Below are 21,630 nucleotides of genomic sequence, written 5' to 3'. Positions count from 1 at the left end.
TTCGCCTGAACGAACCGTCTCGACAACGGGACTCGACTATCTAGGGTACCAAGACGCGCCTTCAAGATGGCATGCTGACTTAGGTGACCAGCCAAACAACTGTGAAAACCCTGCTCATCCTTGGCGCGTCGGGCGACCTCACCGGACGGCTCCTGCTGCCGGGCCTTGCCCGGCTCGTGTCCCGGGGACGCGCCGCCGGACTGACCCTGGTGGGCGCCGGGTCGGACGACTGGACCCCGGATCAATGGCTGGAACGCGTTGAGGAGTCCTTCGCCGACGCCAACTCCCAGGCCGAAGCCTATGGCCGGCGGGAACTGAAACGGATCCGCGAAACCACCAGCTACCACCAGCTCGACGTCACGGCCGAGGGGCAGCTGGCCGGTCTGCTGGCGGAGCTGGAGGGGCCGGTGGCCGTGTATTTCGCCCTGCCGCCGCGCGTCAGCCAGCTGGCCTGCGAGGCGCTGGCTCCCGGCCAGGTGCCCGCCGGGACCCGGCTGGTCATGGAGAAACCCTTTGGTTCCAGCGAGGAGTCCGCCCGGCACCTCAACCACACCCTGGCCGCTCTGGTCCCGGGGGACCATATCCACCGGGTGGACCACTTCCTGGGCAAGGCGACGGTGCTGAACATCCTTGGCCTGCGCTTCGCCAACACCTTCCTGGAGCCGGTGTGGAACCGGAACCATATCGAAAAGGTCGAGATCGTCTTCGACGAGGACCTCGCACTGGAGGGGCGGGCCCGCTATTACGACGGCGCCGGAGCCCTGCGCGACATGATCCAGAGCCACCTATTGCAGATCATGGCCCTGATGGCGATCGAGCCGCCCGCCTCGGTGGACGAACGGGACCTCCGCGACGCCGTGGCCACGGTGCTGCGGGCCAGCAGCATCAAGGCGCCCTACGCCAAGAGCACGCGCCGCGCCCGGTACACCGCGGGATCCCTCGGCGGCCGCAAGGTTCCGGACTACGCCAAGGAGGAAGGCGTCGACGCTGCCCGCGGCACCGAGACGCTGGCCGAGGTCGAAGTGGAGATCGACAACTGGCGCTGGCAGGGCGTGCCGTTCATCCTGCGTTCCGGCAAGGCCCTGGGCACCAAACGCAAGGAAGCCGTGGTGACCTTCCGGCCGGTACCGCACCTGCCGAGGGGCTTTACCGGGGTGGACGTCCCCAACCAGCTCCGGATCGGCTTCGGACCGGACACCCTGCAGTTCGACGTCGACGTGAACGGCCCCGGCGAGGTCCTGAGCCTGGACCGCGCGACCTTGAAGGCCGAGCTCAGCGCCTCCGAACTGCTGCCGTACGGGGAGGTCCTCGAGGGCGTCCTGACCGGCGATCCCCTTCTCTCGGTCCGCGCCGATACTGCGGAAGACTGCTGGCGGATCCTGGGGCCCGTCCTCAAGGCCTGGGCCCGGGACAGCGCGCCGCTGGAGGAGTACGCCGCCGGAAGCGCCGGGCCGGACGGCTGGCCGCGCTGACCGGCGCCGTCGTCGGGTGGTCCGCAGACGACACTAAGGCGGGCCGGGAACCCTTTCAGGTACCCGGCCCGCCTTGGTGTTTGAAGCTGCTTAGATTGCGGCCGATCCGCGTTCGCCGGTGCGGACCCGCACTGCCTCGAACACGTCCATCGTCCAGACCTTGCCGTCGCCGGCCCGGCCGGTGTTCGAACTGGCGATGATGACATCCAGGATGTCGTCCGCCTGTTCATCGGTGGCCAGGACCTCTACCCGGATCTTGGGGAGCAGGTCCACGTTGTACTCGGCGCCGCGGTACACCTCGGTGTAGCCCCGCTGCCGGCCGTAGCCGCTGGCTGCGCTGACCGTGAGGCCCTGCACGCCGTAGGCTTCGAGCCCCTCGCGGATGGTGTCGAGCTTTTCCGGCCGGACGATTGCTGTGATCAGTTTCATGCCTCCACACTCTCCTTGCCTGCTGCTGCGGTCTTCTTGCCGTTGGACGCCACGTCCACCGGTGCGGGGGCCGGAGCCACGGCCTGGGCCTTGCCGGTGATGAGTTCGTGCAGCGGGGTGAAGCTTCCGCCGTGGCCCCCGACTCCGAATTCGTAGGCGGTTTCGGCGTGCAGGCTGAGGTCCACGCCCACCACTTCCTGCTCCTGGGAAACCCGGAAGCCCATGGTCTTGTGGATGGCCAGTGCGATGATCGTGGTCATCACTGCGGAGTAGGTGATGGCCATACCGGCCACAGCGAGCTGCGCCACGAGCTGGGTGAAACCGCCGCCGTAGAACAGGCCGCCGCCGGCACCCGCAACCGGGAGGGCGATGAAGCCCAGTGACACGGTGCCGATGATGCCCGAGACGAGGTGGACACCGACGACGTCGAGCGAATCGTCAAAGCCCCAGCGGAACTTGAGGCCGACGGCGAGTGCGGAAGCCATACCGGCGATGAGTCCGAGGCCAAGTGCGCCGACCGGGCTGACGTTGGCACAGGCCGGGGTGATGGCCACGAGGCCGGCAACCACACCGGAGGCTGCACCGAGCGAGGTCGGGTGACCGTCGCGGATACGCTCCGTGATGAGCCAGCCCAGCATCGCCGCGGCGGGGGCTGCGAGGGTGTTGATCCAGATCAGGCCGCCCTGTTCCGCGGTGGTCGCGGCGCCGCCGTTGAAGCCGAACCAGCCGAACCACAGGATCGCGGCACCGAGCATCACAAAGGGAATGTTGTGCGGGCGGTGGTTGGGGTCCTTGCCGAAGCCCTTGCGGTTGCCGATGATCAGCACGAGGATCAGCGCGGCGACACCGGCGTTGATGTGCACGACCGTACCGCCGGCGAAGTCAATGGCCGGGCCGAGGGCCTTCCCGATTGCGCCTTCCGGGCCGAAGAGCCCGCCGCCCCAGATCATGTAGGCCAGCGGGCAGTACACCAGCGTGACCCAGACGGGGACGAACAGGGACCAGGCGCCGAATTTGGCGCGGTCGGCGATCGCGCCGCTGATCAGTGCAACGGTGATGATGGCGAAGGTGGCTGCGTAGCCGACCTTGATGAGTCCGTCAGGAGTGTTGATGCCCTCCAGCCCGAAGGTGGCGAAGGGGTTTCCCACCATCTGCAGGAAGCCCTCGCCGGAGCTCATCGACGATCCCCAGAGCACCCAGACCACACCGACCACGCCGATGGAGATGAAACTCATCATCATCATGTTCAGTGCAGCCTTGGCGCGCGTCATGCCGCCGTAGAAAAATGCGAGTCCCGGTGTCATGAACAGCACGAGTGCCGCTGCCACCATCAGCCATACGTGACCTGCGGTAAGTTCCATGGTGCACGTCCTCCTTGCTTGGTTGCGATCCAGAAGTTGTTCCTGCGGAGTTCTCCGCGTGCCTCAACGCTGTTTGCGTTCTAAGAAGATTTTGTCGAAGGCGTGTTTCGCCGACGGAGGATTTAGATTGCCGGGTTGTTACAAGAACCTCCCGGAAGTAAATGGTTGAAATCGTTCTTGTTACGGTTATGTTTCGGGCGTTCCAACTTCGCCTGTCCCGCCCGCCCCGTTCGCCCGTTCGCCCGTTCGCCAGTTCGCCAGGAAGCCACCACCATGAGCAAGACCCCCCGCCCCGCGGGTTCCCCGCCGCAGGCCGGCATCCGGACCAACGGCACGCCGGTGCTGCCCCGGGACATCAAGGTGATGTTGGTAGCTGCCTTCCTCATCGCCCTCGGTTTTGGCCTTGTGGCCCCGGTCCTCCCCCAGTTCGCCACCACTTTCGACGTCGGGGCGACGGCAGCTGCAGTGATTGTGAGCATCTTCGCGTTCATGCGGCTGGTGTTCGCTCCCGCGGGAGGCGCGCTGATTGTGCGGCTCGGGGAACGGCCGGTGTATGTGGCAGGACTGCTGATCGTCGCGGCCTCGACGGCGGCCTGCGCGTTCGCCCAGGATTACTGGCAGCTGCTCATCTTCCGGGGACTCGGCGGCGCCGGCTCCGTGATGTTCACGGTGGCGTCAATGGCCCTGGTGGTCCGGCTCGCCCCGCCCGGTAGCCGCGGCCGGGTTTCCGGGGCCTACGCCTCGGCGTTCCTGATCGGCAATGTTTGCGGGCCGATCGTGGGCGGGCTGCTGGCCGGGTTCGGCCTGCGCGTGCCCTTCCTCGTCTACGCGGCCGCCCTGGTGCTGGCCGCCCTCGTGGTGCAGACCCAGCTGAGCCACGTGCCCGCCGCGTCCCGCCCGGACGGAAGCGCGGCTCCGGCCATGGAGCTGCGGACCGCGCTGCGGGACAGCGCGTACCGGGCGGGGCTGTTCTCCAGTTTCGCGAACGGCTGGGCGACGTTCGGCGTGCGGATGGCCACCGTACCGCTCTTCGCGGTCGCGGCACTGAACGCCGGACCCGGATCGGCCGGCTGGGCACTGGCCATGTTCGCCGCCGCCAACGCCGTGGCGCTGACGTTCTCCGGCAAACTCGCGGACAGCCTGGGCCGGAAACCGATGATGATCTCCGGGCTCCTGGTCACCGGAACCGCGACGGCAGCCATCGGCTTCACGCACGAGCTGCCCTGGTTCCTCGCGGCGACCGCGGTCGCCGGCATCGGTTCGGGGCTGCTCGGTCCGGCCCAGCAGGCAGCCATGGCCGATGTGATTGGCAACGAACGCTCCGGCGGTCGGGTGCTCGCCATCTTCCAGATGACCTCCGACAGCGGCGCAATCGTCGGACCGGTCCTTGCCGGGCTCCTCGCGGACCGGCTGGGCTACGGCTGGGCCTTCGGCGTCACCGGCGGCGTCCTGGTCGCGGCCGCCGCCGGCTGGCTGCTGGCCCGGGAGACGTTCCAGCGGCCCGCGCGCCGCGGCGCCTGAAGATCCTGTCCAATTAACCGCTCCACAGCTGCGACGAAAGCCAGGCCAGCTTCCTTGGCATCCCCATGGTCCCCGGGATGGAGGGCAGGAAGTTCCTGAAGCTGGACTCGGACGGCGGCCACGCGCGATCTGCCCGCGAGTGTGCGGAACGGTGACCGTGCTGAACTTCAAGCACTGGGCACCACACGCAACTGGCTCCCGGCTGATGTCGATTCGGAAGTCCGACGACACCAGCCGGGAGCCAGCCGGGTTTAAGGCACTGCTTGCGGTTAGTTCAGGATGGCGTCGACGAAGCTCTCGGCGTCGAACGGGGCGAGGTCGTCCGCGCCCTCGCCGAGTCCGATCAGCTTGACCGGGACGCCGAGCGACTTCTGGATGGCCACCACGATGCCGCCCTTGGCCGTTCCGTCGAGCTTGGTCAGGACGATGCCGGTGATGTTCACGACTTCGGCGAAAACCCGGGCCTGGTTCAGTCCGTTCTGACCCGTCGTGGCGTCGAGGACCAGGAGCACTTCGTCGACCTCGGCCAGCTTCTCGATGACGCGTTTGACCTTGCCGAGTTCGTCCATCAGGCCCACCTTGTTCTGCAGGCGTCCGGCGGTATCGATCATGACGACGTCGACTTCCTGGTCGATGCCTGCCTTGACCGCCTCGTAGGCGACCGATGCCGGGTCCGCACCGTGCACGTCGGACTTCACGGTGGCGACGCCGACGCGCTGGCCCCAGGTGGCCAGCTGCTCGGCGGCGGCGGCGCGGAAGGTGTCGGCCGCGCCAAGCAGGACGTCCTTGTCCTCGGCGACCAGGACGCGGGCGAGCTTGCCCACCGTGGTGGTCTTGCCGACGCCGTTGACGCCGACGACCAGCACGACGGCGGGTTTGTCCGCATGCCGTTCGACCCGCAGGGTGCGGTCCATCGTCGGGTCGACCAGCTTGATGAGTTCCTCGCGCAGCAGGGCCTTGACCTGCTCCGGGGAGCGGGTGCCGAGCACCTTGACGCGTTCGCGCAGGGCGTCCACCAGCTGCAGGGTCGGCTCGGTGCCGAGGTCGGCGAGCAGGAGGGTCTCCTCGACCTCGTCCCACACGTGTTCGTCGATTTTGTCTGCTGAGAGCAGTGCCAGCAGGCCCTTGCCGAGGATGTTGTTGGACTTGACGAGGCGTTCACGCAGCCGGGTCAGGCGGCCGGCCACCGGCAGCGGTGTTTCCACCGGAACGGTTTCCAGGCCGGCGACGTTGTCCGGGACTTCGACCGTTGCCAGGCCCTCGCGGTCAACGAAGTCCGGTGCCGTGCGTTCGCGCGGCGGCGCGGGGCGGTCCTCGAGCAGGGTTCCGCCGCCCGCACCCGGCTGCACAGGGTCGTTCTCGTCCCGTTTTCCGGGGTAGTTGGTGATGTTCTTCCGGGTCTTCATCAGGACCGGGATGAGCGCACCGAGGACCACCAGGGCGGCGAGAATGGGCAGAAGAATGGGGAGGATGTCGTTCACTCCCCTAGCTTCTCACACACCGGAAAGCCGGCGCGGAGCCTGAAAACGCGGGCGGGCGTCCCTCAGACCTCCGCGCCGAGCCGCTGGCTGATGACGGTGGAAACGCCGTCGCCGCGCATCGTGACGCCGTAGAGGGCGTCCGCGATCTCCATGGTGCGTTTCTGGTGGGTGATGATGATGAGCTGGCTGGATTCGCGCAGCTCCTCGAAGACGGTGATGAGCCGGCCCAGGTTGGTGTCGTCCAGGGCCGCCTCCACCTCGTCCATGACGTAGAACGGTGACGGCCGGGCCTTGAAGATCGCCACGAGCAGCGCGACGGCGGTCAGCGAACGTTCCCCGCCGGAAAGCAGCGAGAGCCGCTTGATTTTCTTCCCGGCCGGGCGCGCCTCGACCTCAATGCCGGTGGTGAGCATGTCCGAGGGGTCGGTGAGGACCAGCCGGCCCTCGCCGCCCGGGAACAGCCGCGCGAAAATCCTGACGAACTGCGCCGAGGTGTCCTCGAACGCTTCGGCAAAGACCTTCTGGACGCGTTCGTCGACTTCCTTGATGATGTCCAGCAGGTCCTTGCGGCTGGATTTCAGGTCCTCGAGCTGGGTGCTGAGGAACTGGTGGCGTTCTTCGAGGGCCGCGAATTCCTCCAGCGCCAGGGGGTTGACCCGGCCCAGCGCCGACAGGTCCCGTTCGGCCCGTTTCAGCCGTTTCTCCTGTTCCTCGCGGACAAAGGGTTTGCCCGCCACGATCTCGCGGCCCTCCTCGTCCACCGGGGCGCGCAGGGCCGCCCACTTGTCCGCCTGTGCCGTGGCGGCCACGGGGACAGGCTGGTCCGGGCCGAAATCTGCCACCAGCTGGTCCGCGGTCAGTCCCAGCTCCTCGATGCTTCGAAGCTCGAGGGCTTCGATCCGGAGGCGCTGCTGGGTGCGGGCCAGTTCGTCGCGGTGGACGGAGTCGGTTAGTTGGGCCAGTTCGCGGGCGAGGGCATCGTTGTTGCTGCGCAATGCGGCGAGCTCGCCGTCCATCTGCTCCTTGTGTTGCTCGGCGCGGTCCCGCTCCCGGGCGGCAAGTTCCACGGACACATCGATGTGGCCGATCACCTGGCCGACGGCGGCGGAGACGGCCGCAGCGCGTTTGGCCTGGAGCCGACGGCGCCGTGCCCGTTCGGCGGCCTCCTCGCGGGCGCGCCGTTCGGTGGCGGCAGCGCGTTCAAGCGACGACGCCCGGTTGCGGGTGGCTGTGAGCTGTTCCTCGGCGCTGCGCAGGGCAAGCCGGGCCTCCATTTCGGCGCTTCGGGCCAGTGAGGCAGCCAGGGCGAGGGCGTCACGGTGTTCCGGGGAGGGTTCCTCCTCGGCCGGCGCTTCCTGTGCGGCGGCGAGCCGTGCCGCCACGGCTTCGAGCGCCTGCTGCTCGCTCACGATGCCGGCCTCGGCCTTGGCAAGGGAGGCGGCGAGCCGCTCGCTTTCCCCGACGGCGCTGCGCAACACGGAATTCAGGTGGCCCAGGCGTTCGGCGACGGCGGCCAGCCGGGCATCCGAATCGTGGAGTTTTTCGAGCGCAGCATCGGCACGGTCCTGCGCCGAGGCCCTTCTGGCCTGCGCGGACGCGAGAGCGAAACGCTGCCGTTCCAGTTCCGCGGTCACCTCGGCAAGCCGCGCGGAGGCATCGTCGACGGCGGCCTGCACTTCGATCAGCGAGGGCGCCTTCGCGGAGCCTCCGCTGACTGTCAGTGCGGTCAGGACGTCCCCGGCCAGGGTCACGGCGGTCAGTTCCGGGCGGCCGGCAAGCAGCTGCGCCGCACCGTCCAGGCCCTCGACGACGGCGATATCCGCCAGCAGCCCGGACAGCGGCAGCCGGGAGGCGGCATCCTGATCCGAACCGGACGTCGTGACGAGCCGGGAGGCCCACCGGGCGCCCGCGGGGAGCTGCCCGTCGGAAGCTGGCCGGGCGTCGGCTCCGGGGGCAACTTCCCCTGCCAGCAGCAGGGCGGCCCGGCCGGCGTCGTCGTCCTTCAGGAGCTGGACCGCGGCGGCCGCAGCCTCGCTGCCCTGCACCACGATGGCGTCGGAGGCGGCGCCGAGGGCCGCGGCGACGGCGGTTTCGAATCCTGGTTCCACAGTGATCATGGACGCCAGGGATCCGAGGACCCCGGAAATCCCTGAGCCGAGGACGTGGCCCGAACCGTCTTTGCGGTTCAGTCCGAGCTGGAGGGCGTCACGCCGGGCAAGGAGGGCACCGCGTTCCCGTTCGCCTTCGCGTTCGGCCGTCTTCAGGGCCTCGATCTCGGCGGCGATGGCGTCCAGTGCCGCGCTGGCGTCCTCGTAGTCGGCGTCGAGGGTCTCCTCGCCGTCCTCCACGCCGGCGACCTGGGTTTCAAGGGCGGTGAACTCGCTGTGGGCCAGCCGGCGGCGCTGCTCCCCTGCCTTGAGGGATTCGCGGAGCCGGCCGAGTTCGGCCTGCGCGGACTCGACCCGGGAGCGCGCGGCGCCCACCTGCCCGGCAAGCCTGGCCAGGCCCTCGCGGCGGTCCGCGGCGGCGCGGAGCAAGGACGCGAGCCGCTTGTCCTCGGCGGCGGCGGCGTGTTCGGCGTCCTGTTTCGCGGTCGTGGCGGCGGCCAGTGCGCTGCGGCGGTCCACGATCTGGCGCTCCAGCCCGGTTTGTTCCTCCCGGACGCGGGCGGCCTGCCGGTCGAGCTGATCGGGGTCACGGCCGGAATCAGGGACGTTGTCGGAGGCCCCGAGCAGCCGGCGCCGTTCCTCGGCGAGCGAGCCCAGGGAGCGCAGCCGTTCGCGCCCGGCGGTGAGCTGGTACCAGTTCTCGCGCGCGGCGGTGAGTTTGGGGGTGGCTTCGGCGGCGAGCTGTTCGAGGCTGGCCTGCCGCTGCCTGCCGAGCTCGAGGTCGTGCCCGACGACGCCGCGGCGGGCCTTGAGTGCGCTCTCGTCCGCTACGTCCCGGGCCAGGGCCGTCTGCAGCCGGACGAGATCGTCCGCCAGGAGGCGGGAGCGGGCGTCGCGGACTTCAAACTGGACGGTCTGGGCACGCCTGGCCACTTCGGCCTGCTTGCCGAGCGGGGTGAGCTGCCGCCGGATTTCGCCGGTGAGGTCGCTGAGCCGGGCCAGGTTGGCCTGCATGGCTTCGAGTTTGCGGACCGTTTTTTCCTTGCGGCGCCGGTGCTTGAGGATGCCGGCGGCTTCTTCGATGAAACCGCGCCGGTCCTCCGGGGTGGCGTGGAGGACCTTGTCCAGCTGCCCCTGGCCCACGATCACGTGCATCTCCCGGCCCAGGCCGGAGTCGGAGAGGAGTTCCTGGATGTCCAAGAGCCGGCAGCCGGCGCCGTTGATGGCGTATTCCGAACCGCCGGTGCGGAACAGCGTGCGGGAAATCGTGACTTCGCTGTATTCGATCGGCAGGGCGCCGTCGCTGTTGTCGATGGTGAGTGAGACGTGGGCGCGGCCCAGCGGCGGGCGTCCGGACGTGCCCGCGAAGATCACGTCCTCCATCTTGCCGCCGCGGAGGGTCTTGGCGCCCTGCTCGCCCATCACCCAGGCCAGGGCGTCCACCACATTGGACTTGCCCGAGCCGTTGGGGCCGACCACGGCGGTGACGCCCGGTTCGAATTCGAAGATCGTCGCCGAGGCGAAGGACTTGAATCCCCGGACGGTCAGGGTTTTGAGGTGCAAGGTGTTTCGGATCTCCTGCTCGGCGGACTGGACACGAGGTTGGGCGAAAGCATGATTCGGACGAACTCGGATGTTCGGGGACGGCCCCTGATACCTACAATCTACTGCGGAGCTGTGGGAATTCCGCGCAGAACCGGTGGGGGCCGGCCGCCGATGCGGCGGCAGACGCCACGGGCGGCATCTGCGGGAATGGATCTGCAACGGGCATAGTTAAGCCCTTGGGCTTGTGCCTGAAGGTGCGGTCAACCGCGGAGCGCAGGACAGACACGAACAGAGGCGTAATTTTGATAGGGAATGCAACATTCCGACACCGCAACACCGCGTTGCTTTCAGTGACAAGCGTCGAGGCTCCGAGGATCGTCAGTTCCACGGATTTCGACCACAGGCTGGCTGCGACCCTGCGGCGGCTGAAATTCCCCCCGAAACTGCTCGAAAGGGTTGCCGGCGTCACCCACCGGCGCTGGTGGGCGCCAGGGACATCGTTCGACGACGCCGCCATCGAGGCGGGCGCCAAGGCACTGGCCGAGTCCGGCATCGAAGCGTCCGAGATCGGCCTGCTGATCAACACCTCCGTCACGCGGCGCAACCTTGAACCGTCGGTCGCGGTGAAGATCCACCACGGACTCGGCCTGCCGTCCTCGGCCATGAACTTCGACCTGGCCAACGCCTGCCTCGGATTCGTCAATGGCATGACCCTGGCGGCCAACATGATCGATTCGGGCCAGATCAAGTACGCAGTGATCGTCAACGGCGAGGACGCCCAGGCAACGCAGGAGGCCACCTTGGCCAGGCTGCAGCGACCCGAGACGACCCGCGAGGACTTTAACCGTGAGTTTGCCACACTCACCCTCGGCTCAGGAGCCGCTGCCGCCGTCCTGGGCCCCGCCGACCAGAACCCAGGGGCGCACCGGATCCTCGGCGGCGTGATGCGCGCCGGCACTGAGCACCACGAACTGTGCGTGGGCGGCATCGACGGCATGGCCACAGACACCAAAGCCCTGCTGGACGGCGGCCTGCAGCTCGTGGTCGATGCCTGGCACGAGGCCCAGCCGGAGTGGAACTGGGCTTCCATGGACCGCTACGTCACGCACCAGGTGAGTACCGCCTATACCCAGGCCATCATCGGGGCCATTGACTTGGACCCGGACAAGGTGCCGATCACGTTTCCGCACTGGGGCAACGTGGGCCCGGCCTCCCTCCCTATGACCCTCGCGGCCGAAGCGCAGAGCCTCAGCCCCGGGGACCGGGTGCTGTGCATGGGCGTCGGTTCCGGCCTCAACACCGCCATGGTCGAAATAGTTTGGTAGCCGCCGACTGGCCCGGCGTCGACCCCGAATGGTCGCGCAAAATCGAGGTGGCGTCCACCTCCGCCCCGGACGGGCCCGGAACCGTGCGTCGCTGGCACCTGCTCGACAACGGCGCCCAGCTGTCCCGCCAGGGCCTGACTCCTGCCGGGACCCTGCTGTGCGTGCATGGCAACCCGACCTGGTCCTACCTGTGGCGTACCCTGCTGGCCGCCGGGTCCGACCCCGCGCATCCCTGGCGCGTGGTGGCGGTGGACCAACTGGATATGGGCTTCTCGGAGCGCACCGGCACCTTCCGCCGCCTGGCGGACCGGATCAACGACCTGGGCGACCTCACTGCCGCGCTCGGGCTGGGCGGCCTGGTCGTGACCGTCGGCCACGACTGGGGCGGCGTGATCAGCCTCGGCTGGGCCTTGGCGCATCCGGAGCAGCTCGCCGGCGTGGTCCTCACCAACACCGCTGTCCACCAGTCCCCAGGCTCCCGCATCCCGCCGGCGTTGCGGCTTGCCCTGCACCCGGCGGTGCACCGCTGGGGAACGACGACGTCGGACGCCTTCCTGCGGGTGACGCACTCCCTGGCCCGCCCGCCGCTGGCCGCGGATGTCCGCAGCGCCTTCATGGCGCCCTACCGCGGCGCCGGCCGCCGCGCCGGCGTGGGGAATTTTGTCGCGGACATTCCCGCCGACGCGTCACATCCCAGCTTCCCGGCCCTTGGCCGCGTCGCCGAAGGGCTTAGCGGGCTGGGGGTCCCGGCCCTGATGCTGTGGGGACCGCGGGACCCGATCTTTTCCGACCGGTACCTGAAGGACCTCATCGGCCGGCTGCCCTCCGCGAAAGTGCACCGCTTCGAGGGGGCCGGCCACCTGGTCGCGGAGGACCGGGACATAGCCACTCCCGTTTTCGAGTGGCTTTCCGAACACGGCCGGGACAGCGGACCCGGCGTCCAGCGGACGGACTCTCTGCGCGCCGGCCCAACGCCGGAGGACCGGGCCGGGCCGCTGGAACCCGGCACCGGGCCTCCGCCCCTTTGGGCGCCGCTCGCCGAGGCGGCGAACGGACCCGGGGGCGGCGACACAGCTGTCGCGGAAATGGCCGCGGACGGCAGCGTCGCCCGCTCGCTCAGCTGGCAGGAGCTGGAACAAAGTATTGCCGCGCTCGCAGCGGGCCTGCAGGAAGCCGGTGTGGGGCCCGGCAGCCGGGTGAGCCTGATGGTTCCCCCGGGCGTGGACCTGACCGTGGTCCTCTACGCCTGTCTCCGGCTCGGCGCGGTGGTGGTCGTGGCCGATGCCGGCCTGGGCACCCGGGGACTCAGCCGCGCCGTCAAAGGCGCCACCCCGGATTTCCTCATCGGCATCGACAAGGCCCTCGCGGCGGCATCTGTGCTCGGCTGGCCGGGACGGCGCATCAGTGTGCGGGAGCTGCCGGCCGCCCGCCGCCGGCTTCTGGCCGTGGAGACCTCCCTGGCCGTCCTCGCCAACCGGGGAGAGCTCCTCTCGGGGAAGACGCCGCCGCTGCAGGGTCCGGACCCGCACGCCCCGGCGGCTGTGCTCTTCACCTCCGGATCCACCGGCCCCGCCAAGGGAGTGCTCTATTCCCACCGGCAGCTGGCGGCGATGCGGGACACCGTCGCCGTGACGCTGGGGATCCGCCCGGGCGCACGCCTGGTGGCTGGCTTCGCGCCGTTCGCCCTGCTGGGACCGGCACTCGGGGCCGTCTCGGTGACGCCAGCCATGGACGTGACGGCGCCCCGCACCCTGACGGCCCGCGCACTGGCGGACGCTGCCGCGGCCATCGACGCCACCGTGGTCTTCGCCTCACCCGCGGCGCTGCGCAACGTCCTCGCGACCCGGGGCGGCCTGGGCCGGGCCGGATACGAGGCCCTGGGGCGCGTGGAACTGCTGCTCTCCGCCGGCGCGCCCGTCCCCGAATCACTGCTCGCCCAGGTGCAGCGGCTGCTGCCCCTGGCTTCGTTGCACACCCCGTACGGGATGACCGAGGTGCTGCCCGCCACCGACGTCAGCCTCGAACAGATCCGCGCCGCCGGGGCCGAGGCCGCCGCCGGAACCGTGGCCGGGGCCGGCAACGGCGTATGCGTGGGCCGGCCGGTGCACGGCGCCCGTGTGGCCGTCATCCCGCTCGCCGCGGACGGCACCGCACCGGGGAACGACCCCGTCACCGAGGCAGGAGTGACCGGCGAGATCCTCGTCAGCGCCCCGCATGTGAAGGAGGCCTACGACAGGCTCTGGCTGACCCAGCGCGAGAGCGCCCGCACAGCCGGATGGCACCGCACCGGCGACGTCGGGCACTTCGACGCCGCCGGCCGGCTCTGGGTGGAAGGGCGCCTCGCGCACGTCGTAACGGCGCCGGGTACCGTCATCACGCCTGTGGGTGCCGAGCAGGCCATCGAACGCCTGTCCGACGTCGGGCTGGCCGCCGTCGTCGGCATCGGCCCGGCGGGGACGCAGGCCGTCGTCGCCGTCGTCGAGACTGTACCCCCCGCCCGCCGGGCGGGCCCTGCCGCGCCGCAGCTCGCCGGGCGCGTCCGCGGGGCGGCCCGGCAGGCAGGTGTCAGCGTCTCGGCGGTTCTTGTTGTCCCCTCCCAGCCGACCGACATCCGCCACAACGCCAAGATCGACAGGACCCGCCTGTCCCGGTGGGCTTCGGCGGTGCTGGCCGGCGGCCGTCCGGGCACGCCGTGAGGGTCCTCGTCACCGGCGCAAGCGGCCTGCTCGGCGGGCAAGTGGCACGGCTGCTGGTGCGCCAGGGCCACGCCGTCACCACCTTCCAGCGCCGTCCCGCGGGCGTCGACGGCGCCGCGGACCTCTGCGGGTCTGTCACGGACGAGGACGCCGTCCGCCGCGCCGCCGCCGGCGCCGAGGGCGTGATCCACCTGGCCGCGAAAGTCTCGTTCACCGGCCGCCCGGCGGAATTCGACGAGGTCAACGTCGAAGGCACCCGCCGGCTGCTCCGGGTGGCCCGCGGGGCCGGGGTCCGGGACCTGGTGTTCGTGTCGTCCCCGTCCGTGGCCAACTCCGGGGCCGCCATCGCCGGCCTGGGCGCCGAGCCCGCGGACCCGGCCCGCGCGCACGGACACTACTCGCGCACCAAGGCCGAGGCCGAACTGCTGGCGCTGGCCGCGGACAGCCCGGACTTCCGGGTAGCGGCGGTGCGCCCGCACATCGTCTGGGGCCCCGGCGACACGCAGCTGGTGGAACGGGTGCTGGAACGTGCCGGCCGCGGCCGGCTGCCGCTGCTCGACGCCGGGGCGGCCCTGATCGACACCACCTACGTGGACAACGCGGCTGCGGCCATCGTCGCCGGACTGCACCGCATGGGGCATGTCCACGGCCGGGCGCTCGTGGTCAGCAACGGCGAACCGCGCCCGGTCGGCGAGCTGTTGGCGGGCATCTGCGCCGCCGCCGGTGTCCCCGCGCCGTCCTGGACGGTACCGGGCCGGCTCGCGCGGGCGGCAGGAACGGTGGTGGAGAAGATTTGGACCCGGGCCGGCCGGGAAGGAGAACCACCGATGACCAGATTCCTCGCGGAACAGCTCTCCACTGCCCACTGGTTCGACCAGCGCGGGACCCGTGAACTTCTCGACTGGACTCCCGCCGTGTCACTTGACGAGGCCCTGGCGCGGCTGGCCGCGCACTACGGGACCTACCAGCGGCCGTTGCGCGGCCTCGGCTGGCAGACGGGGCAGCTATAGGACGAGCGGTTCATGAACTGGTCCCGCCTCATGGTGCTGACCAGGCCGGCGGCGGCGCAGCGTTTGCATTCCTTGCCCTCGCGGCCGTAGGCGTTCAGGGAGCGGTCGAAGTAGCCGGACGCCCCGTTGACGTTGACATAGAGCGCATCAAAACTGGTCCCGCCGGCGGCCAGGGCATCGGTCATGACCTCGCGCGCGGCGTCAAGGACCCGGAGCGCATCGGCCCGCCGCAGCGTGTCCGTGGGCCGGGCAAAGTGCAGCCGCGCCTTCCAGAGTGCCTCGTCCGCGTAGATGTTGCCGATCCCCGAGACGAGCCCCTGGTCCAGCAGGGCGCGCTTGAGGCCTGTCTTGCGGGCGCGGAGGCGGCGGTAGAACTCATCGAAGGAAAAGCATGGATCCAGCGGGTCCCGGGCAATGTGGGAAGCTTCGGCGGCGATGAGCGGCAGCGGAGTCTCGGCGAGGCCGCCGGGGCCGCCGTCCGCGGTGGGGACCAGCGAGGTCAGGAAGAGCCCACCGAAAATCCGCTGGTCCACGAACCGGAGCTGTTCCGGCATGCCCTCCGCGGGGCTGAGCCGCAGGCGGACTTTCAGATGTTTCTCGTCGGAGACCGAGGAGTCCTGCATCAGCAGCTGTCCGGACATGCCCAGGTGCGCCATGAGGGCCACCGCCGGAGTTGGCGCTCCGGCTGCGCCGCCGCCGGGACCGTCCGCGGGGGTGTCCGACAGCGGCAGCCAAAGGAACTTTCCGCGCCGGACCACGTCCAGGACACGGGCGCCCTCCAGGTTGCCGGCGAAGTCCTCCGGGCCGAGCGCGTGCCGGCGGACGGAGCGCGGATCCACCACCTCAACGGCGGTGATGGTCCGGCCCCGCAACCAGCTCACGAGGCCGCGGCGGACAACTTCGACCTCGGGCAGTTCAGGCACCGGGCGGGCCTAGGCGCCGGGCTGGGACTGCAGCTGCTCCGGGCCGGACGCACCGGGCCCGCCGGTCGGCCCGGCCTCCGGCGTAACAACCGACGGAGCCGACAGCCTGCGCCAGGCATCCGCGGCGGCTTCCTGCTCGGCTTCCTTCTTGGAGTTGCCCGACCCGCTGCCGTAGTCGGTCCCGCCGATGCGCAGGATGGCTTCGAAGGTCCGGGCATGGTCCGGGCCGGAGCCCTCCACCGCGTAGTTGATCGTCCCGAGCTGGCGGCTGGCCGCGAGCTCCTGGATGGAAGTCTTCCAGTCGGTGCCGGCACCGAGCGCCGCGGCATCCGCCAGGAGCGGTCCGATCAGGCGCATGACCAGCTGGCGCGCCGTCTCGATGTCATTGGAGACATAGGTGGCGCCGATCAGCGCCTCCATGGTGTCCGCGAGGATCGAGGCTTTGTTCTTGCCCTCGGTGAGCTTTTCGCCCTGTCCGAGGTAGATGAACTCGCCAAGCCCGATGCTGCGGCCGATTCCCGCGAGTGCCCGGGTGCTGACGACGGCGGAACGGCGCTTGGCCAGGTCACCTTCGGGCAGCGTGGGGTTGTCACGGTACAGGGCGTCGGTGACCGAGAACCCCAGGATGGAGTCGCCGAGGAACTCGAGCCGTTCGTTGGTGGGGATGCCGCCGTTTTCGTAGGCGTAGGAACGGTGTGTGAGCGCAAGACGAAGCGTCCCGGCGTCAATAGTGACACCGAGACGCTTCAGAAGCTCTTCAGTTGAAGACATCTTAGTCAGCCAGTTGGCGGATTAGACGTCTGCGACCTTGCGGCCCTTGTATTCAAGGAACAGCGCGGTGCCTGCCGAGTCGGTAACGACCTTTGCCTGGTGCGGCAGGCTGTACGTAACCTGGCCGTTCTCGACAGTCTTCACCAGGTGGGGGGCAGTTGCCTTCCACTGGGAGCGGCGGGCGCGGGTATTCGAGCGAGACATTTTCCGCTTCGGGACAGCCACGGCTAACTCATTTCTCTCTAGTCCAACACTTACAAATCAGTTTTGCCGGTCAGGCTTAGCCAAGTCAGCTAGGGCAGCCCAGCGAGGATCTACCACCTCGTGGTGATGCCCCGGCTCGTCTTCCAGGCGAACTCCACATTCGGAGCAAAGGCCCTGGCAGTCTTCCCGGCACACCGGCTGGAACGGCAGCATGGTTACAACTGCGTCCCGCAACACCGGCTCAAGATCGATCAGATCGTGCTCGATTCGACGTTGCTCTTCTTCGTCTTCCTCATCCGAGAACACAGCGTCCTCATAGAAGAAAAGTTCTTGCACATCGACCTCTTGGTCATACGCAAGGGGATCCAGGCATCGGCCGCACTCGCCAGTAACTTCGACGTGCGCGGTTCCTGATACCAGAATTCCTTCGTGTACGGCCTCAAGCCGCAGATCCAGCTCGACATCCGAGCCTTCCTGCACGCCGATGAGCGCCACACCAAGATCACCTGGTGCGGGTACATGTTCTGTCAGCGTCCGCATGCTTCCCGGACTGCGTCCGAGGTCCTTGACGTCAAAAACCAAGGGCGAACTAGCATCTCGTTTAATGAGAACTCCTGTTGAACATATGACCGACGTACTATCCTAGCCTGATCTGCCGGGCGGACTCAAGCCGGTGGCATCCTGCAGTTCGCACCGCAGGCCGCTTCGGATTCAGGCCCCGCAACCGGCAGCAGGCCGCCGAGTACCGATCAAGCTTACCCTCTGCGCGGCTGATCCTGGACCGGCCCGCCCGGGTGCAGCCGTTTCAGCACCGAGCGGGGCACAAAGTCGGAGACATTACCGCCCAGGGTGAACACTTCCTTGATCAAAGTGGAGGACAGGTGGAGGTAGTGGCTCTCGGCGGGCAGGAAGACTGTCTCGACGCCGGTCAGCTGCCGGTTCATCGTCGCCATCGGCAGCTCATAGTCAAAGTCGGAGGAGGAGCGGAGGCCCTTGACGATGGCGGACACGCCCCGCTGGCGGCAGTACTCCGCGAGGAGTCCCTCCCCGACCGGCTCGACCACGATGCCCCGCAGGGAAGCCAGGGTCTCCTTCGCCATGTCAATGCGCTCCTCCAGCGTGAACCGGTATTTCTTGGCGTAGTTCGTGGAGACGCCGACAATGACTTCATCGAACAGGCCTGCGGCCCTGGCAATGACTTCCAGGTGGCCATTGTGGATCGGGTCAAAGGAGCCAGGGCATACGGCGCGTCTCATCCTCCGAACCTACCGTATTGCTGCCGCCGGCCGGGATAACATGGCTGAATGTCAGCATCAAGCATTCCCTTCACTGTGTCCGGGGGCGTGGTTCTCGTAACGGGGGCCGCCATGGGCATGGGCCGTCTTTACGCCCTGCGAGCGGCCCGCGAGGGCGCCGGCGTCGTGATTCTCTGGGACGTCGACGCCGCCGGCCTGGCGAAGACCGCCGCCGAAGTCGCCGCCCTCGGCGCCCGTGCCGTCGTCCGGCAGGTGGACCTCGCCAGCCGCACGGCGATCGCCGCGGCCGCGGCGGACTGCGCGGAGGAAGGTCCGCTGACGCTGCTGGTCAACAACGCCGGCATCGTCCGCGGTGCGCTCTTCTGGGACCACAACCCGGAGCGGGACATCGCCCTGACCATGGACATCAACGCGCTGGCGCCGATGTACGTCACCCACGCGTTCCTGCCGGGCATGATGGCCGACGCCGGCCGGCCGCGCCGGATCCTCAACATCGCCTCCGCCGCCGGCACCGTTTCCAACCCGAGGATGAGCGTGTACGCGGCGTCCAAGTGGGCCGTCATTGGCTGGAGCGACTCGCTCCGGCTCGAACTCGAACAGCAGGGCTACCGCCACCTCGCCGTGACGACATTCTGCCCCAGCTACATTTCCACCGGGATGTTCGCCGGCGCCCGCGGCCCGCTGCTGACACCGCTGATGACGCCGGAGGACGCCGTGGACCGGGCGTGGCGGGCCACCGCCGCCGGCCGGCCGCAACTGATCGCCCCGGCGACAGCGCAGCTGGGCAAAGTCCTGCGCGGCTTGCTGCCGGTGCGGGCCTGGGACTTCGTGGGCGGGAAGGTCTTCGGGATCTACTCCACCATGGACAAGTTCACCGGGCGGGCCGAGAAGACGGGCCAGCGGTGAACTCCCCGAAGCAGCTCCCGTGGCAGCGGACAGCGACCGGAGCCAACCTCCTCTCCCCGGACGGCACCCTCGGCGTCACCATCTTCGAGGAGATGACCACCCTCGCCCTGCAGACCGGCGCGATCAACCTCGGCCAGGGCTTCCCGGACGAGGACGGTCCGGTGGAGATCAAGGCGGCCGCGCAGGCCGCCATCGCCGCCGGCGCCAACCAGTACGCCCCCGGCAAAGGCATCCTGGAGCTGCGGGAGGCGATTTCGCTCCACCAGGAGCGTTTCTACGGCCTGCAGCCGGACCCGCAGACCGAGATCATCGTCACCACGGGCGCCACCGAGGCCATTGCCGCCTCACTGCTGGCCCTCGTGGGGCCAGGAGATGAGGTGCTCACGTTTGAGCCGTTCTACGACTCCTACGGCGCGATCATCGGCCTCTCCGGCGCCCGCCACGTCACCGCACCCCTGCTGGCCCCCGACTTCATGCCGGACCTGGACGCCCTCGACGCGGCGTTCAGCAGCCGCACCCGGGTGGTGCTGGTCAACAACCCGCACAACCCCACCGGCGCGGTGTTCCCCCGCGAAGTGCTCGAACGCGTCGTCGAGCTCGCCATCCGGCACGGCGCCATCATCATCACCGACGAGGTCTACGAACACCTCACCTTCGGGGCCCGTCACATCCCGGTGGCCACCCTGCCGGGCGCCGCGGAACGCACCCTGACCGTCTCCTCCGCCGGGAAGACGTTCTCCTTTACCGGCTGGAAGATTGGCTGGCTCAGCGGGCCCGGGCACCTGGTCGCCGCGGCGCGCACGGTAAAGCAGTTCCTGAGCTACAGCTCCGGCACCCCATTCCAGAGCGCCATCGCGGCCGGCCTCGGCCTGCCGGACGAGTTCTACGCCGGAATCGCCGACACCCTGCAGCTCAAGCGCGACATCCTCAGCGAGGGTCTCCGTGCGGCCGGACTGGACGTCTTCACCCCGCAGGGGACGTACTTCGTGAACGTGGACACCGCCCCGCTGGGCATCACCGACGCCGTGGACCTGGCCCGCCGGCTGCCCGCGCTCGTGGGCGTCGCGGCGATTCCGGTGCCGGTCTTCTGCCACCCGGAAGGCGCCGAACGTACCCGGAGCCTGCTGCGCTTTGCCTTCTGCAAACGGATCGACGTGCTGCAGGAAGCCGCCGAACGGCTCGCGACCCTCCGCGACAGGCTCTGATGCCGGACACTCCCCCGGCCTCGCGTTTCCTGCGCGCCACCGGCCAGCACGCGACCATCGAGCCCGACGCCTTCACCGAGGGCGGCTTTGTCCTCAGCATCGGCGGTGCGGAACAGTCGCACGTCAATCTTGCGGACCCGTCGGACATTTTTTACGAGTACCTGCGCAGGATCGGCCACGTGGTGGATCTTGCGGCCCCCTGGGGCGAACCCATCACGGCCCTGCACCTCGGGGCGGGTGCGCTGACACTGGCCCGTTACATCCAGGCCACACGGCCGGGCTCCGTGCAGTACGCGGTGGAGCTGGAGCGGGAACTGCTGGACTTCGTGCTGCAGCAGCTCCCCCTGCCGGAGGGCACCCGGCTGCACACCCTGATCGGCGACGCCCGGGACGCCCTGGCCGAGCTGCCCCCGGAACTGCGCTTCGACGTCGTGATCCTGGACATCTTCTCCGGGCCCGAGGCGCCGGAGCATATCGCCTGCACGGAGTTCTACCTCGAAGCCGCGGCAAGGCTCAGTCCCCGCGGGGTCCTGATCGTCAACGTGGGCGATGAACCCGGGCTCACGCTGGTCCGCAGCCAGGTGGCCGCGCTGCGCCGGGCGATGTCCGACGTCTCCGCCTTTGCCGAGGCCGGCATGTTCGGCGGCCGTTACCCCGGCAACATCATCCTGACCGGGACGCAGGGACCCTGGCCGGAGGTGTGGACCGCGGCGCTCACCGCCCGCGGGCCGCACCCCGCGAAGGTGCTCTCCGGCGTCGCGCTGGACGCGCTCTCCGGCTAGCCGGCGCTGTTCGTCTCTGCTGCCTGGTCCGGGTCGGTCTCCTCGGCGCCTTCCTGCACGCTGGGTTCGGCGAACCAGAGTTTCGTTTCCCCGTACTTCCGTTCGGCAAACCGCTCCATCCCGTCCGGCCAGCCCGGCTCGGGCGACCGGGAGGAGCGCTCCACCACGGCGACGGCGCCCGCGGCCAGATGCGGGAGCAGCTTGGCCAGCACCCCGGCCAGTGCCGGCTCGTCGAGGGGGTAGGGCGGGTCCAGGAAGACGAGGTCCCAGCGGACGCCGTCCTGGGCGCGTTCCAGGAACGAATCGACCTTGGAGCGGTGCACGGTGACGACCTTGCGCCCGGCGACGGTGTTGACCAGGTCCGCGTTGCGCTGGCAGACCTCGCTGGCCTTCCCGTCGAATTCCACCAGGTCGACGCTCTCCGCCCCGCGGCTGGCGCTTTCCACGCCGAGGGAACCGGAGCCCGCGTAGAGGTCCAGCACGCGGGCGTCCGCGATGACCTCAAAGGCGTCCAGCCGGGAGAAGAGCGCTTCCTTGACCCGGTCAGTGGTGGGCCGGGTCAGGGACCCGGGGACGCTGACCAGGGTCGTTCCGCCCGCGGCACCGGCAATGATGCGGCTCATGGCTGTATCCCC

18 protein-coding genes are annotated in these 21,630 nt (G+C 69.2%); 8 read left to right on the top strand and 10 right to left on the bottom strand.

Going from position 1 to position 21,630, the window contains the following annotated elements; all coding sequences use genetic code 11:
- The first annotated feature begins 83 nt into the window (after positions 1 to 83).
- The gene (locus tag AC1MFL_RS16625) at positions 84 to 1,472 is read left to right on the top strand and encodes a glucose-6-phosphate dehydrogenase (protein ID WP_479811226.1); all 1,389 of its coding nucleotides are present in this window, start codon (positions 84 to 86) and stop codon (positions 1,470 to 1,472) included.
- Between the two features lie 90 nt (positions 1,473 to 1,562).
- Here AC1MFL_RS16625 and AC1MFL_RS16620 read toward each other — a convergent pair whose 3' ends face one another.
- Complete coding sequence (locus AC1MFL_RS16620; RefSeq protein ID WP_024366371.1) at positions 1,563 to 1,901, bottom strand: P-II family nitrogen regulator; 339 nt, start codon at positions 1,899 to 1,901, stop codon at positions 1,563 to 1,565.
- A complete protein-coding gene (locus AC1MFL_RS16615) occupies positions 1,898 to 3,262 on the bottom strand; it encodes an ammonium transporter (protein ID WP_479811224.1) in 1,365 nt (454 codons plus the stop codon). The genes AC1MFL_RS16620 and AC1MFL_RS16615 overlap by 4 nt, the downstream gene beginning before the upstream one ends.
- 273 nt (positions 3,263 to 3,535) lie before the next feature.
- Between AC1MFL_RS16615 and AC1MFL_RS16610 the strand changes: the two genes are divergently transcribed.
- Entirely contained in the window at positions 3,536 to 4,783 is a 1,248-nt protein-coding gene (locus AC1MFL_RS16610; RefSeq protein ID WP_479811223.1) for an MFS transporter, read from the top strand.
- Between the two features lie 269 nt (positions 4,784 to 5,052).
- On the opposite strand, the gene ftsY is transcribed toward AC1MFL_RS16610, so the two are convergent.
- Positions 5,053 to 6,264, bottom strand: coding sequence for a signal recognition particle-docking protein FtsY (ftsY, locus tag AC1MFL_RS16605; RefSeq protein WP_479811222.1), 1,212 nt, complete (start codon positions 6,262 to 6,264; stop codon positions 5,053 to 5,055).
- Positions 6,265 to 6,326: 62 nt separating this feature from the next.
- Entirely contained in the window at positions 6,327 to 9,935 is a 3,609-nt protein-coding gene (smc, locus tag AC1MFL_RS16600; RefSeq protein ID WP_479811221.1) for a chromosome segregation protein SMC, read from the bottom strand.
- Between the two features lie 284 nt (positions 9,936 to 10,219).
- Between smc and AC1MFL_RS16595 the strand changes: the two genes are divergently transcribed.
- The 3 genes from AC1MFL_RS16595 to AC1MFL_RS16585 are packed head-to-tail and all read left to right on the top strand — an operon-like array spanning position 10,220 to position 14,948.
- Positions 10,220 to 11,242 carry a 3-oxoacyl-ACP synthase III gene (locus AC1MFL_RS16595; protein ID WP_479811220.1) on the top strand — a complete coding sequence of 341 codons (1,023 nt, stop codon included), beginning with the start codon at positions 10,220 to 10,222 and terminating at the stop codon, positions 11,240 to 11,242.
- The gene (locus tag AC1MFL_RS16590; RefSeq protein ID WP_479811218.1) at positions 11,236 to 13,938 is read left to right on the top strand and encodes an alpha/beta fold hydrolase; all 2,703 of its coding nucleotides are present in this window, start codon (positions 11,236 to 11,238) and stop codon (positions 13,936 to 13,938) included. Before AC1MFL_RS16595 ends, AC1MFL_RS16590 begins: the two co-directional genes overlap by 7 nt.
- Entirely contained in the window at positions 13,935 to 14,948 is a 1,014-nt protein-coding gene (locus tag AC1MFL_RS16585; RefSeq protein WP_479811216.1) for an NAD-dependent epimerase/dehydratase family protein, read from the top strand. The genes AC1MFL_RS16590 and AC1MFL_RS16585 overlap by 4 nt, the downstream gene beginning before the upstream one ends.
- Here the strand turns inward: AC1MFL_RS16585 and mutM are convergent.
- The 5 genes from mutM to coaD all read right to left on the bottom strand — a co-directional run bounded on the left by mutM (position 14,900) and on the right by coaD (position 18,102).
- Positions 14,900 to 15,871: a bifunctional DNA-formamidopyrimidine glycosylase/DNA-(apurinic or apyrimidinic site) lyase gene (mutM, locus tag AC1MFL_RS16580; RefSeq protein ID WP_479811214.1), complete on the bottom strand. Its 972-nt coding sequence runs from the start codon at positions 15,869 to 15,871 to the stop codon at positions 14,900 to 14,902. The genes AC1MFL_RS16585 and mutM overlap by 49 nt on opposite strands.
- A gap of 9 nt (positions 15,872 to 15,880) precedes the next feature.
- Positions 15,881 to 16,642 carry a ribonuclease III gene (gene rnc, locus AC1MFL_RS16575; protein WP_479811212.1) on the bottom strand — a complete coding sequence of 254 codons (762 nt, stop codon included), beginning with the start codon at positions 16,640 to 16,642 and terminating at the stop codon, positions 15,881 to 15,883.
- Positions 16,643 to 16,663: 21 nt separating this feature from the next.
- Positions 16,664 to 16,867: a 50S ribosomal protein L32 gene (rpmF, locus tag AC1MFL_RS16570; protein WP_009356569.1), complete on the bottom strand. Its 204-nt coding sequence runs from the start codon at positions 16,865 to 16,867 to the stop codon at positions 16,664 to 16,666.
- A gap of 36 nt (positions 16,868 to 16,903) precedes the next feature.
- On the bottom strand, positions 16,904 to 17,428 hold the full coding sequence (locus AC1MFL_RS16565) for a YceD family protein (RefSeq protein ID WP_301227542.1): 525 nt from the start codon (positions 17,426 to 17,428) through the stop codon (positions 16,904 to 16,906).
- A gap of 173 nt (positions 17,429 to 17,601) precedes the next feature.
- Positions 17,602 to 18,102 (bottom strand): pantetheine-phosphate adenylyltransferase, encoded by a 501-nt coding sequence (gene coaD / locus AC1MFL_RS16560; protein WP_301227544.1) that lies wholly within the window; start codon positions 18,100 to 18,102, stop codon positions 17,602 to 17,604.
- Between the two features lie 48 nt (positions 18,103 to 18,150).
- Between coaD and AC1MFL_RS16555 the strand changes: the two genes are divergently transcribed.
- From AC1MFL_RS16555 to AC1MFL_RS16545, 3 genes are read left to right on the top strand one after another with little or no spacing between them, the layout of a single operon-like run.
- On the top strand, positions 18,151 to 19,008 hold the full coding sequence (locus AC1MFL_RS16555; protein ID WP_479811209.1) for an SDR family NAD(P)-dependent oxidoreductase: 858 nt from the start codon (positions 18,151 to 18,153) through the stop codon (positions 19,006 to 19,008).
- Entirely contained in the window at positions 19,005 to 20,213 is a 1,209-nt protein-coding gene (locus AC1MFL_RS16550; protein ID WP_479811207.1) for an aminotransferase class I/II-fold pyridoxal phosphate-dependent enzyme, read from the top strand. The genes AC1MFL_RS16555 and AC1MFL_RS16550 overlap by 4 nt, the downstream gene beginning before the upstream one ends.
- Entirely contained in the window at positions 20,213 to 20,995 is a 783-nt protein-coding gene (locus tag AC1MFL_RS16545; protein ID WP_479811205.1) for a spermidine synthase, read from the top strand. Before AC1MFL_RS16550 ends, AC1MFL_RS16545 begins: the two co-directional genes overlap by 1 nt.
- On the opposite strand, the gene rsmD is transcribed toward AC1MFL_RS16545, so the two are convergent.
- The gene (gene rsmD, locus AC1MFL_RS16540; protein ID WP_479811203.1) at positions 20,992 to 21,618 is read right to left on the bottom strand and encodes a 16S rRNA (guanine(966)-N(2))-methyltransferase RsmD; all 627 of its coding nucleotides are present in this window, start codon (positions 21,616 to 21,618) and stop codon (positions 20,992 to 20,994) included. The two genes, AC1MFL_RS16545 and rsmD, sit on opposite strands and share 4 nt — an antisense overlap.
- Between the last annotated feature and the right edge of the window lie 12 nt (positions 21,619 to 21,630).

Source organism: Arthrobacter sp. BG3, assembly GCF_056680185.1.
This window is presented reverse-complemented; position numbering and strand designations above follow the sequence as displayed.